The organism is Mesorhizobium sp. M0518, from assembly GCF_040321125.1.
Taxonomy (GTDB): domain Bacteria; phylum Pseudomonadota; class Alphaproteobacteria; order Rhizobiales; family Rhizobiaceae; genus Mesorhizobium.
Genome location: NZ_JAMYQY010000001.1, coordinates 469,806 through 481,548, shown reverse-complemented (window position 1 = coordinate 481,548; position 11,743 = coordinate 469,806). Strand labels below are relative to the sequence as shown.

The window sequence follows — 11,743 nt, the reverse complement described above, 5'->3', positions numbered from 1 at the left end:
GTGAAGGTGTGCAAACGCGGGGGACCGCAACAGCGAAGGGTGAAACCTTATGAAAATTGTGATGGCAATCATCAAGCCGTTCAAGCTCGACGAGGTACGCGAAGCGCTTACCGCCGTCGGCATCCAGGGCCTGACCGTCACCGAAGTCAAAGGCTACGGGCGTCAGAAAGGGCATACGGAGATCTATCGCGGGGCGGAATACGCGGTCAGCTTCCTGCCGAAGATCAAGATCGAAGTCGCGGTCAGTGCCGACATGGTCGACAAGGCCGTCGAAGCCATCACCGCAGCCGCCAAGACCGGCCAGATCGGCGACGGCAAGATCTTCGTTTTCGGCATCGATCAGGCGGTGCGCATCCGCACCGGCGAAACAGACACCGACGCGCTCTGAGCGGCGATCACGTATTCCAATGGAGAGTTCAATGAATATTCCTTCCACCTTGAAGTCAGCGGCGCGCTCCGCGCTGCTCGGCTCGTTCGCGCTCGGAGCATTGGGCACGGTCGCCGCATTCGCGCAGGAAGCGGCTCCCGCCGCGGCCGCAGCAGCGCCAGCTTTCACCGTCGACAAGGGCGACACCACGTGGATGATGGTTTCCACCGTTCTGGTGCTGTTGATGACGGTTCCCGGTCTTGCGCTTTTCTACGGCGGCCTGGTTCGCAGCAAGAACATGCTGTCGGTGCTGATGCAGGTCTTCACCATCACCAGCGTGGTCATGATCATCTGGGTTTTCTACGGCTACAGCCTCGCCTTCACCCCGGGCAACGCCTTCGTCGGCGGCCTTTCCAAGATGTTTCTCTCCGGCGTCGATGTGACGACCCTGTCGGAGACCTTCACCAAGGGTGTCGCCATTCCTGAACTGGTGTTCGTCGTCTTCCAGATGACCTTCGCCTGCATCACGCCGGCCCTGATCGTCGGCGCCTTCGCCGAACGCGTCAAATTCTCCGCTTTGATCCTTTTCGTCATCCTGTGGGTCACTTTCATCTACTTCCCGATCGCTCATATGGTCTGGTTCTGGGGCGGCCCGAGCGCTTATAGCGATCCGACGGGCCTCATCTTCAGCTTCGGCGCTATCGACTTCGCCGGCGGCACGGTCGTTCACATCAATGCGGGCATTGCCGGCCTCGTCGGCGCGCTCATGATCGGCAAGCGCAGCGGCTACAAGAAGGATCTCATGGCGCCGCACTCGATGACGCTGACCATGGTCGGTGCTTCGCTGCTGTGGGTCGGCTGGTTTGGCTTCAACGCCGGTTCGAACCTTGAAGCGAACGCCTATGCGGTGCTGGCCATGATCAATACCTTCGTCGCCACGGCGGCGGCGGCGGTCACCTGGATCGTGCTTGAATCGCTGCTGCGCGGCAAAGCCTCCATGCTTGGTGCTGTTTCGGGTGCGGTGACCGGCCTCGTCGCCGTCACGCCTGCTGCCGGCTTTGCCGGCCCGATGGGCGCCATCGTGCTCGGCATCGTCGCGACCTTCGTCTGCTACTTCTTCGTCTCGGTGGTGAAGAACGCGTTCGACTACGACGACAGCCTTGATGTCTTCGGCGTCCACTGCATCGGCGGCATCATCGGCGCGCTCGGCACAGGCATCCTGGTCAATCCTGCCCTCGGTGGCGCCGGCATTGTCGACTATTCGACGGCCGACTTTGCTGCCGGCTATGCCGGCACGGCCACACAACTCCTGGCGCAGGCCAAGGGTGTCCTGGTGACCCTGTTGTGGTCGGGTATCGGCAGCGCCATCCTCTACAAGATCGTCGACCTGATCATCGGCCTGCGTCCGACAGCCGACGCAGAGCGCGAAGGCCTCGACCTCACCTCGCATGGCGAAGCGGCCTATCACTCGTAAGCCCTGTGCGAGGCGGCCTCGGCCGCCCCGCATTCTCCCATCCCGTCGTGACGCTCCCGAAAGGAGTTCACGCATTGAGGCCCGGATCATGTCCGGGCCTCTTTTTTTGGCAAGCCGTTCCGGCAATGCCCGGCTTCACGCAATCACGTTCGGGTGATCAGGTTTTTTGAGGAAACAACGACCGCTCTGGTTCCGAACAGTGGAGGCGATCGTCGTTCTGACGCTCGTGCCAACAACAGGGAAGGAAACCATCTCATGAACCTCAAGAACATCTGCCTCGGAGCGCTTGCTCTTTCCATGATCGGCGGCGTGGCTTTTGCCGGTGCTCTGGATGAGCCCGACAACATGGCGCCGTTCTTCACGGACTCCGGCATGAAAACCATGAAGCCGATGGCGGATTTCAAGACAGCCTTCATGGCCATGCCGATGGAAAAGCAGGAAGCGATGAAGAAGGAATGCCAGGATGCGGCGATGAGCAAGCCGCATGCGGAATTCTGCGCCAATGTGCAGGCGCTCGGCGGCGCCAACTGATTTGCCGCGATCGGGCCGAGACCCGATCTTTGTTCCAGACGACCAATGGCGGGCTGCCAGCCCGCCATTGTGTCGTTCGATGGAAGCTCCATCGGCCCGTCGTCCATCATTGCCTCATACGGCTCAACCGGCGGTAACGAGGTTTGATCATCTCAACCTCTTATAGTTAATGCGCCTTTAACCTTCCCACCGATAGTCTGAGACCCGAATCTGCCGGAGTGCGCCACGCACCCGGCGAGTCCACGACAGACGGGGAAGAGCATGCGTTCAGGGGCTTCAGCACCGCTCGCGCTGGCCGATACGGGGCACGGCATCCAGGCGTTCGCACGGCGTCAGGTCGGGCGGCTGGTTGGCGTCGGCCTGTTCGCGCTGGCCGCCTTTGGCGTTGCCAGCCTTGCCACCTGGAATGTCGCCGATCCGAGTTTTTCCCACGCGACGAACAACACCGTCACCAATGCCATGGGCTATGCGGGTGCCGTGTTCTCCGACCTGGCCATGCAGTTCTTCGGCCTCGCCGCCGTCGCCGCCCTGGTTCCGACGGTCATCTGGGGATTCCTGCTGTTTTCCGCACGCGGCGTCGACAGGCTGCCCAAGCGCGGGTTGTCCTGGTTCGGCTTCGCGCTGCTGGCCGCTGCGATGGTCGGCTGCGTGGTGCCGCCCAAGACCTGGCCGCTGCCCACCGGCCTCGGCGGCGTGTTCGGCGACATGGTGCTGAAGATCCCCGGCGTCGTCATCGGCGGCTATCCGACCGGGCTGATCGCCAGCATCATCGCCATCCTGCTGGCCGCACCCGCGCTGTGGCTCTTTGCCCATGGCTCTGCGCTGATCGGACGCAAGAACGGCTTCGCCGTCATGGAGGACGAGCCCGCCGTTGATCCGCGCGAGGACGACCTTTTGTTCGACAATGACGAGGACGAAGGCGACGAGGGTATCCTGGCGCTCGGCGCCATCACCCATTGGTGGCTGTCGCTGCGCGCGTGGATGCACCGCCGTGCCTTGCGCCGCAGGCAGGAGCGGGACGAGTACGAGCCGGAGATGGAGCAGCGCTCCACAGCCTGGCGGCGCGCCGCCGAACGGGTCGAATCGGCGGAGTTTGCCGAGCAGCGGATGAGCCAGGATGGCCGCGCCCGCGTCGAACCCGAATTCTTCGCCGCCATGGTCAATGACCGCAGCGCCTCGCTCGACCCCGACGATGCCGATATCTTCGACGGCCGCTTCGACAATGCGGGCGAGGATGCCGATTTCGACGATGAGCCTGTCGTGCAACGCCGCGGCGCGCCGACCGCCAAGGTGCAGCCGTTCCGCTCCGACGCAGCCACCCGCGTCGAGGCGCCGGCGGCGCGCCCCGTGCCCGGCGCCCGCGTCCAGCGCGAGGCGCAGACATCGCTGATCGGCTCGGAAAAATTCGAAATGCCGTCGCTCCACTTCCTCTCCGAGCCGAAGAACGTGGTGCGCGACGCCAGCCTGTCCAAGGACGCGCTGGAACAGAACGCCCGCCTGCTCGAAGGCGTGCTGGAGGACTTCGGCGTCAAGGGCGAGATCATCGCCGTCCGTCCTGGCCCGGTGGTCACGCTCTATGAGCTCGAACCGGCGCCCGGCATCAAATCGTCACGCGTCATCGGCCTGTCCGACGACATCGCGCGCTCAATGAGCGCCATCGCCTGCCGCGTCGCGGTGGTGCCAGGCCGCAACGCCATCGGCATCGAACTGCCGAACGCCAAGCGCGAAACCGTCTATCTCAGAGAGATCCTGGCCAGCCGTGACTTCGAGACGACGAAGGCCAAGCTGGCGCTGGCGCTGGGCAAGACCATCAATGGCGAGGCGGTCATCGTCGACATTGCCAAGATGCCGCACGTGCTTGTCGCCGGCACCACCGGCTCGGGCAAGTCGGTCGCCATCAACACCATGATCCTGTCGCTGCTCTACCGGCTGACGCCGCAGGACTGCCGGCTGATCATGATCGATCCGAAAATGCTGGAACTCTCGGTCTATGACGGCATCCCGCATCTGCTCACGCCCGTCGTCACCGATCCGAAAAAGGCCGTGGTGGCGCTGAAATGGACCGTGCGCGAGATGGAGGACCGCTACCGCAAGATGTCCAAGGTCGGCGTGCGCAACATCGACGGCTTCAACGCCCGCGTCAGCCAGGCGGACAAGAAGGGCGAGAAGATCTCACGCACCGTGCAGACCGGCTTCGACCGCCAGACCGGCGAGGCGATCTACGAGACCGAGAACCTCGATCTCGAGCCGATGCCGTATATCGTCGTCATCATCGATGAGATGGCCGACCTGATGATGGTCGCCGGCAAGGACATCGAAGGTGCCGTGCAGCGCCTGGCGCAGATGGCGCGCGCCGCCGGCATCCATGTCATCATGGCGACGCAGCGGCCGTCGGTCGACGTCATCACCGGCACCATCAAGGCCAATTTCCCGACCCGCATCTCCTTCCAGGTGACGTCCAAGATCGACAGCCGCACCATTCTGGGTGAGCAGGGCGCCGAGCAGCTGCTCGGCATGGGCGACATGCTCTACATGGCCGGCGGCGGTCGTATCCAGCGCGTGCACGGCCCGTTCGTCGCCGATGAAGAGGTCGAGAAGATCGTCGCGCACCTGAAGCTGCAGGGCGTGCCGGAATATCTCGACGCCATCACCGAGGATGACGGCGAGGACGACGACGAGCCGTCGGGCAAGGGTGGGTCCGGTGGCGGCAACAGCAATTTCGAGGATTCCGACGATCCTTACGATCAGGCGGTCTCCGTGGTGCTGCGCGATGGCAAGGCCTCGACCAGCTATATCCAGCGCCGGCTGGGCATCGGCTACAACCGCGCCGCCTCGATCATCGAGAAGATGGAAAAGGAAGGTATCGTCGGCCCGGCCAACCATGCCGGCAAGCGCGAGATCCTGGTGCCGACCGAAGAGGACAAGTTCTGACCAGAAAGGCTGACCCTTGTGACATCCCGGTCCGGCAACCTTGAACCTTTCAAGGCGTTGAAGCGACCAAGGGACGCCTGACCCGCCAAATTTCAGCCTAACTGGGGGTCCAAGCACAGAACAACTCAGGAATCAGATGAGAGTGACCGACATGAAAAACGATCTTTCAGCGCTCAGCACATTTGCTCCATCCCGGCGTCAGTTGCTGGGCCTCGGCCTGGCGTTTGCGGGGGCGGCAGCCTTCAACGCGGTGCCCGGCTTCCAGGTGCTGGCTTCGGCGCAGGCGGCTGTGCCGACCGCTGCGCAGAAGATCGCCGACCACTTTTCATCGGTCAAATCAATGAGCGGCGAATTCGTGCAGTTCGGCCCCAAGGGCGAGCAGACCGGCGGCAAGTTCTTCCTTGAACGGCCAGGCAAGATCCGCTTCAACTATGACGGCTCTTCGAATTTCCGGGTGATTTCAGACGGCCAGTCGGTGGTCATCCTGAACAAGAGGCTCAACACGTCCGATCTCTATCCGTTGTCGAAGACGCCTCTGAAGCTGCTGCTCGACACCAGGATCGACCTCTCCGGCGACCGCGTCAAAAGCGTCAAGCAGGAGGATGACCTCACCACCATCCAGCTCGCCGACAAATCCGTATTCGGCAATTCGAAGATCACCATGATGTTCGATCCGAAAACCTTCGATTTGCGGCAGTGGACGATCACCGACGCGCAGGGCAAGGATACGACGGTGATGATCTTCAACACCAAGGAAGGCGTCAGCTTCGCGCCGGATACTTTCGCCATCGACTACACGGCGAACCGCGAGCTCAACACCAACAAGGCGCGCTAACCCAGTTGTTATAGCTGTGGAAAGCACCGGGGCCGCGCCTCGTCGGGCGTGGCCCGGCTTGTCTTTGCGGCCCGCGGCTGGCAATTTCCCGGGCTGACTCCGTCAAAAGGCGTCTTCCCCGCCGGAACCCATCGGTTCTGGTCGGCCGCACGCTGTCCTGGATTGCCAATGCCCTTCTCCATCGCCACCTGGAACATCAACTCCGTTCGCCTGCGCATGCCGATCGTCGAGCGCCTGCTCGTGGAGCAGGCCCCCGACGTGCTGTGCCTGCAGGAAACCAAGGTTCCCGACGACCTGTTTCCCGAAAAGGCTTTCCGCAAGCTCGGCTACGAACACATCGCCTTCCATGGCCAGAAGGGCTACCACGGCGTAGCAACCGTGGCGCGGCGGCCGATCGAATTGGTCGAAAAGCGACGCTTTTGCGAAATCGAGGATAGCCGGCACCTCTCGGTGAGGGTGCGGGCCGGCGGCAAGGCGATCCTGCTGCACAATTTCTACGTCCCCGCGGGCGGCGACGAACCGGATCCCGTCATCAACAGGAAGTTCAAGCACAAGCTCGATTTCGTTGCCGAGATGAATGCCATCCGGGCAGAACATGACGAGGTGTCCGGCTCGGTGCTGGTCGGCGACCTCAACATCGCCCCGCTCGAGCATGACGTCTGGTCGCACAAGCAATTGCTCAACGTGGTCAGCCACACGCCGGTCGAGACAGAAAATTTCGAGGCGATGCGGCGCGCCGGCAACTGGGTCGACCTGATGCGGCTCAACGTGCCGGATGAGCAGAAGCTCTACACCTGGTGGAGCTATCGCGCGCAGGATTGGGAGTTGTCCAATCGCGGCCGCCGCCTCGACCATGTCTGGTCGTCGCCGAACCTGGTGCCCAGCTTTTCCGGCTACGAGATCCTGCGTCTGGCGCGCGGCTGGGAGCGCCCGTCGGACCATGTGCCTGTCATCGCGCGGTTCGATCTGGACTAGTCTGGTCGAAAATGCCCGCGTGCGGCAGTCAGTCGGTAGAGGTGGAGTCGGCTGGATCCACCCACGGACGGCCCAATCGTGTCACCATCGCCGCGTACCCAACGGCACCTGCCGCCCAAAGGAAGATGCCAAGCTCTTTGACGACGTCTTCGGCGATGGCGGCCGCAGAACCAGGGGTAGGAAACAGCTCTCCGATCTGGTCAATCGATGCTGACATCGCGAGCAGGAAGCCTGCGGCCACAAAGACGATCGTGCCGTCGAATGTCTTTCGTCGCAGCCGAAAGAACCAGAACAACCCGGCGGCGGCGTAGACAATCATCGGAACGATCTCCGGTATCCCTACAATGGGCAGCACGTCCTCATGGATCAACAACAGGTCATCGAGGCCCAAGAACAGGGTGAGGCCGCCGAGAAACGTGCAATCCCATCGATGCGTGAGCAGGCCAGCAAACAGGGTCGCAGCGCCGGTGCCGATCCATAGCGAAGCACCCAGGGACGAAATCCACCCCGTATAGAAGCCGACTTCGGCGGCTGCAGATGGATCTCGATAAAAGATCCAAGCGTCCAGGCCACGAATTTGCGCGATGAACAGCGCGGCTAAGAGCATCGCAACATTAATCGCCGTCGCCGCCAGTACGACCAAGCGCCAGGCTATTATCCATTCGCCGCCATGCTTTGTGTTCAGCGCGTTGTTCTCTGGCATTGCAATTCTCATTGAGGACTGAGAGGAACTCCACTGGAACCAAAGTACGACAGCCGCCAGATCTGCCGCCGAGAACTCCGCCTGCATTGTGCCGGTGGTCACCATGGTTGCAGCGCTTCGCCCCACCGAAACCATTGTACCATGGCGTCGATGTTCAGGTGAGGCTGGCCTGCAAATGGCCGACCTGAATCTCAACGCGCTTCGAAGCGCGCCAAATGAATTCAAGTTCAAACGGCGCGCTTCAAGTCCTCATGCATGTCGTTATCGCGAAATTGCTGGACTGACAGGCCTGCGAGATCCGCAGATGGGGATGGTCGCGGCGGCGCGTCGCCAGCATCCGTTGCGCCGCTTCGATGATTGTCGACGCAGGGACATTGGCGACCAGGCCGGTCGGGCTTGCAAGACGGGATTCGATCACGTCCACGCAGTTCGAAAGCGGCCTCCAACGGGCCATGTTGGCGCCGCCACTGAGGATAACCATCGGCGTCATCACGGTTGCCATGAGATGTGCGGTACCGCCTTCGGCGCCGATGTAAAGATCGGCAAACTCGCCGAGCGCCAGCAAGATGTCACCGATATCGACACCCTCGATCGCGGCGGAATCGACAAGCCGCAGCTTCGGTACGCGCTGAGCCAGTTCAGCCATATCGGGACCATCGCCGGGAGTTTTCACATAGAGAAGGTCCGCCCCGTCGGCGATCAGGCCGTCGGCGATCGCGGCAACCTGATCCGCCGACATGCGCTTGCTGGCGCTGCCGTGCGCCGCGATAATGATCAACGGAGCATGCTTGCCGTCCGCAAGGTCCCTGGCCGCCGCTCGCGCGGCCGGGCCAGGCTCCAGCCGATGATCGAAAGGCAGCCGCTTGCCGGCAAGGCGTTCGATGAGGCGGTGGTAGCGCCAGGCATTGTGCCCGGGTCGTGCTTCAGGCCTTTGGCCCAGGCGCCAGGAAAGGGCGAAAGCCGGAAAGTTTGCCTCATAGGCGATGCCGCGGCCGAGCAGTGATGCCGAGGCTTGAAGCAGCCAACGCGCCGAGATGCGGAAATCGACCACGGCCAATCGCCCCTTGCCGTTGCGGTGACCGGCGATCAGGCGCGCCAGGGGCGTCCGCACATTGATCGCATCGACCAAATGGCCGGCATGGCGATTGAGGCTATGTTCAAGGGACGACGACCGGGTGGTTCCGTAGACGATGAAACTATCGGGGAATGCCGTTCTGGCGGCGCGCAAAGCCGGAATCCGGATTAATCCGTCGCCGAACGCGTCATTGCGGGAATACAAGATAATCGTCTCGTACCGCCCTGATGGCATGGCTCGCTCCCCCCAGGAGCCTGGTGGTGATGGCGCCTGCTGTGCCGGCCGCCTTCGAGGTGCTTTAGGATTTCACCTCATGCCTGTCAACGGACCCTTGCCCCTGGATCCGGGCGTCCGGATGAACGAACCTTGGCGATTCCCGCTCCGGCCGCAGTGCGCCACGATCAGGTCATCGCGGCCAATGTCGTTGAAAAGCGCTGCCGCGCTTCCGCCTTTGGCCGCGACACAACAGCTTCGCAGGCGGGCAGCCTTCAGCCGGAGAAGCGCGGCGCCAGTTCCTCGATGCGGCGGATCATCGCCTGAAATTCCTCCGAGATGCGCTGGTGGAGCTTGACCGCGATCTCGGGATATTCCTCCAGGATGCGGCGGAACATCTTGCGGCTGAGCCGCATCACTTCCGAATCGATCTCGGCCGAGGCGCTGGTCAACCGGTTGGTGTCGGCGATCAACGCCAGTTCGCTCAGGATCGTGCCGGGGCCTGCCGTGCCAATCGGGATGCGTTCACCACCCTGCTCCCGGTAGAGCACGATGCGCCCACTGACGACGATATAGGCGGAATCGGCCTCGTCGTCCTCGCGATAAAGCTTGTGGTTGGCAATCAGCCTGGTGTTCTCGGCGCCAAAGGCGAGCAGGCGCAATTGTTCCTGCGTGAAGCCCTCGAAGAGCCTCACGGCGGACAGGACGCGGATGTCGTCATCCAGCGCCATCTAGCTATGTCCCCGAACCGACAGTCCGACTCCTCCTCTGCGAGTTCGATCCAAACCACCCTCCAACTGGATCGTACCCGAAAGCGGCCCCGCCCGACCGCTCATTGGATAATGAAATGTTTAAGGAACCAGCTTGTAGCCGCCGCTTTCTGTCACAAGAATTTCCGCATTGGAAGGATCGCGCTCGATCTTCTGGCGCAGCCGGTAGACATGGGTTTCCAGCGTGTGCGTGGTGACACCGGAATTGTAGCCCCATACTTCCTCGAGCAGCACGTCGCGCGTCACCACCTTCTGGTCGGCGCGATAAAGATATTTGATGATCGAGGCTTCCTTCTCCGTCAGCCGCACCTTGCCGCCGCGCGGGTCAAGCAGCAGTTTCTGGCTGGGCTTGAAAGTATAGGGCCCGACCGAGAAGGTGGCGTCCTCGCTCTGCTCATGCTGGCGCAGCTGCGCCCGAATGCGTGCCAGCAGCACGGCAAAGCGGAACGGCTTCGTCACATAGTCGTTGGCGCCGGCCTCGAGCCCAAGAATCGTATCCGAATCGGTGTCGTGGCCGGTCAGCATGATGATGGGCGCCTTGTAGCCGCCCTTGCGCAGGATCTTCACCGCTTCGCGGCCATCCATGTCGGGCAGCCCGACGTCCATGATGAGCAGATCAATGAGGCCGCCGCGCGCTGCGGCGACACCTTTTGCCGCAGTCGATTCCTGCAGCACGTCGAATTCCTCGTAAAGGGATAATTGCTCGACCAGTGTGCCGCGCAGGTCATCATCATCGTCGACGATCAGTATGGTGCGTGAAGTCATGGATCAATCCGTTGTTTTGAAAAGAAAATTCAGTTGACCGCTGCCTGTTTATGCGGAAGCTGACCGGCGCAACAGCCGTTCACAGTGATTTGTTCCGTGGCACGATCATACAAGAAAAAACACGATCGCAATGCAGCCGGCGCAATTTTGCGAAAAGGGCTGCGTGTGATGACCGTGCGGGCCAGGCCTGGGCATCCAAGCCAGGGCCTGCTGCAGGCCGGGAAAACGGTGTTTGCCTGTGCGTTGGGGCGCGGTGGCATCTCGGCCGGCAAGCGCGAAGGCGATGGCGCCACGCCGCTGGCCGCGATGCGGATACTGTCGGGGTATTTCCGGGGAGATCAGTTCTCCAGCGGCCGCAGGACCCGTCTGGCGATGACGCCGATCGGGCCCGATCTGGGCTGGTGCGAAGTGCCTGACGACCGCAACTACAACAGGCCCGTCAAGATACCCTATGGCGCCAGCCACGAACGCATGCGGCGCGACGACCGGCTCTACGACGCCTGTCTTGTGCTCGACTGGAACCTGTCGCCGCGCCGGCGCGGGCGCGGCAGCGCCATCTTCTTCCATCTGGCGCGCCCCGGCTTCACGCCGACGCAAGGCTGTGTGGCTGTCACGGCTCGTACGATGGCGCGACTGCTGCCGCTGCTGTCGCACCGGACGGTGGTGAGGGTGGTAAGATAGTAGGGGAATAGGGGAGTAGGGGAGTAGGGGAGTAGGGACAGTCCCGGCGCAGCCTTAATTTTCCTATTCCCCTATTCCCCTATTCCCCTATTCCCCTATTCCCCTATTCCCCTATTCCCCTACGACCAGGTTTCTGCCAGCCGATGTCTAGCAGGCCCAGCCGGCCCAGTTCTCTGTCCATTGCGCGAGCGACGTCGCGACGCTCGCCGCCGATATCGCGCAGTTGGCGATCGGAGAGATCCTCGACGTCCTGGTAGGCAATGTCGCGGCGGGCGAGGCGTATCGCGATCCGGGCGTGACGCAGCCAGTCGAGGGTTTCGGCCAGCCAGGCCGGGCGGGGTGTCGATGAATTCAAAACGATGATGGACATGGTTATGATCCGTTGTCTCCGGATATCAAATCCGGCTTGATGATGTGTCGATG

12 protein-coding genes are annotated in these 11,743 nt (G+C 62.3%); 7 read left to right on the top strand and 5 right to left on the bottom strand.

The genetic code is table 11. The features are described from left to right. Positions 1 to 49: 49 nt before the first annotated feature. The 6 genes from NKI66_RS02370 to NKI66_RS02345 all read left to right on the top strand — a co-directional run bounded on the left by NKI66_RS02370 (position 50) and on the right by NKI66_RS02345 (position 7,113). Positions 50 to 388, top strand: coding sequence for a P-II family nitrogen regulator (locus NKI66_RS02370; protein WP_013528889.1), 339 nt, complete (start codon positions 50 to 52; stop codon positions 386 to 388). Between the two features lie 31 nt (positions 389 to 419). Next, a complete protein-coding gene (locus NKI66_RS02365; RefSeq protein ID WP_023811246.1) occupies positions 420 to 1,841 on the top strand; it encodes an ammonium transporter in 1,422 nt (473 codons plus the stop codon). Between the two features lie 255 nt (positions 1,842 to 2,096). Beyond that, positions 2,097 to 2,372: a hypothetical protein gene (locus NKI66_RS02360; RefSeq protein ID WP_013528891.1), complete on the top strand. Its 276-nt coding sequence runs from the start codon at positions 2,097 to 2,099 to the stop codon at positions 2,370 to 2,372. A gap of 261 nt (positions 2,373 to 2,633) precedes the next feature. Beyond that, positions 2,634 to 5,303 carry a DNA translocase FtsK gene (locus tag NKI66_RS02355; protein ID WP_352750697.1) on the top strand — a complete coding sequence of 890 codons (2,670 nt, stop codon included), beginning with the start codon at positions 2,634 to 2,636 and terminating at the stop codon, positions 5,301 to 5,303. Positions 5,304 to 5,454: 151 nt separating this feature from the next. After that, positions 5,455 to 6,138 (top strand): outer-membrane lipoprotein carrier protein LolA, encoded by a 684-nt coding sequence (locus NKI66_RS02350; protein WP_127330241.1) that lies wholly within the window; start codon positions 5,455 to 5,457, stop codon positions 6,136 to 6,138. 168 nt (positions 6,139 to 6,306) lie between these two features. Continuing rightward, a complete protein-coding gene (locus NKI66_RS02345; protein WP_352750696.1) occupies positions 6,307 to 7,113 on the top strand; it encodes an exodeoxyribonuclease III in 807 nt (268 codons plus the stop codon). Positions 7,114 to 7,141: 28 nt separating this feature from the next. Here the strand turns inward: NKI66_RS02345 and NKI66_RS02340 are convergent, their stop codons facing one another. The 4 genes from NKI66_RS02340 to NKI66_RS02325 all read right to left on the bottom strand — a co-directional run bounded on the left by NKI66_RS02340 (position 7,142) and on the right by NKI66_RS02325 (position 10,639). Beyond that, the gene (locus tag NKI66_RS02340) at positions 7,142 to 7,921 is read right to left on the bottom strand and encodes a DUF8692 domain-containing protein (protein ID WP_352750694.1); all 780 of its coding nucleotides are present in this window, start codon (positions 7,919 to 7,921) and stop codon (positions 7,142 to 7,144) included. 136 nt (positions 7,922 to 8,057) lie between these two features. Continuing rightward, positions 8,058 to 9,044, bottom strand: a complete 987-nt coding sequence (locus NKI66_RS02335) for a glycosyltransferase family 9 protein (protein ID WP_352750693.1) — start codon at positions 9,042 to 9,044, stop codon at positions 8,058 to 8,060. Positions 9,045 to 9,379: 335 nt separating this feature from the next. Further along, positions 9,380 to 9,835, bottom strand: coding sequence for a cyclic nucleotide-binding domain-containing protein (locus NKI66_RS02330; RefSeq protein ID WP_023811239.1), 456 nt, complete (start codon positions 9,833 to 9,835; stop codon positions 9,380 to 9,382). Positions 9,836 to 9,955: 120 nt separating this feature from the next. Further along, positions 9,956 to 10,639 (bottom strand): response regulator transcription factor, encoded by a 684-nt coding sequence (locus NKI66_RS02325; protein ID WP_013528898.1) that lies wholly within the window; start codon positions 10,637 to 10,639, stop codon positions 9,956 to 9,958. A gap of 84 nt (positions 10,640 to 10,723) precedes the next feature. Between NKI66_RS02325 and NKI66_RS02320 the strand changes: the two genes are divergently transcribed. Then, positions 10,724 to 11,320 (top strand): L,D-transpeptidase family protein, encoded by a 597-nt coding sequence (locus tag NKI66_RS02320; protein ID WP_352750691.1) that lies wholly within the window; start codon positions 10,724 to 10,726, stop codon positions 11,318 to 11,320. A gap of 103 nt (positions 11,321 to 11,423) precedes the next feature. Here NKI66_RS02320 and NKI66_RS02315 read toward each other — a convergent pair whose 3' ends face one another. Next, positions 11,424 to 11,690 carry a hypothetical protein gene (locus NKI66_RS02315; RefSeq protein ID WP_352442088.1) on the bottom strand — a complete coding sequence of 89 codons (267 nt, stop codon included), beginning with the start codon at positions 11,688 to 11,690 and terminating at the stop codon, positions 11,424 to 11,426. Positions 11,691 to 11,743 lie beyond the last annotated feature (53 nt).

What these genes read in the sequence shown, in the direction of transcription:
- NKI66_RS02360 (WP_013528891.1), top strand. Translation starts at nt 2,097, where the DNA reads ATGAACCTCAAGAACATCTGCCTCGGAGCGCTTGCTCTTTCCATGATC.
- NKI66_RS02345 (WP_352750696.1), top strand. Translation starts at nt 6,307, where the DNA reads ATGCCCTTCTCCATCGCCACCTGGAACATCAACTCCGTTCGCCTGCGC.
- NKI66_RS02315 (WP_352442088.1), bottom strand. Translation starts at nt 11,690, where the DNA reads ATGTCCATCATCGTTTTGAATTCATCGACACCCCGCCCGGCCTGGCTG.
- NKI66_RS02365 (WP_023811246.1), top strand. Translation starts at nt 420, where the DNA reads ATGAATATTCCTTCCACCTTGAAGTCAGCGGCGCGCTCCGCGCTGCTC.
- NKI66_RS02325 (WP_013528898.1), bottom strand. Translation starts at nt 10,639, where the DNA reads ATGACTTCACGCACCATACTGATCGTCGACGATGATGATGACCTGCGC.
- NKI66_RS02370 (WP_013528889.1), top strand. Translation starts at nt 50, where the DNA reads ATGAAAATTGTGATGGCAATCATCAAGCCGTTCAAGCTCGACGAGGTA.
- NKI66_RS02355 (WP_352750697.1), top strand. Translation starts at nt 2,634, where the DNA reads ATGCGTTCAGGGGCTTCAGCACCGCTCGCGCTGGCCGATACGGGGCAC.
- NKI66_RS02350 (WP_127330241.1), top strand. Translation starts at nt 5,455, where the DNA reads ATGAAAAACGATCTTTCAGCGCTCAGCACATTTGCTCCATCCCGGCGT.
- NKI66_RS02340 (WP_352750694.1), bottom strand. Translation starts at nt 7,921, where the DNA reads ATGGTGACCACCGGCACAATGCAGGCGGAGTTCTCGGCGGCAGATCTG.
- NKI66_RS02330 (WP_023811239.1), bottom strand. Translation starts at nt 9,835, where the DNA reads ATGGCGCTGGATGACGACATCCGCGTCCTGTCCGCCGTGAGGCTCTTC.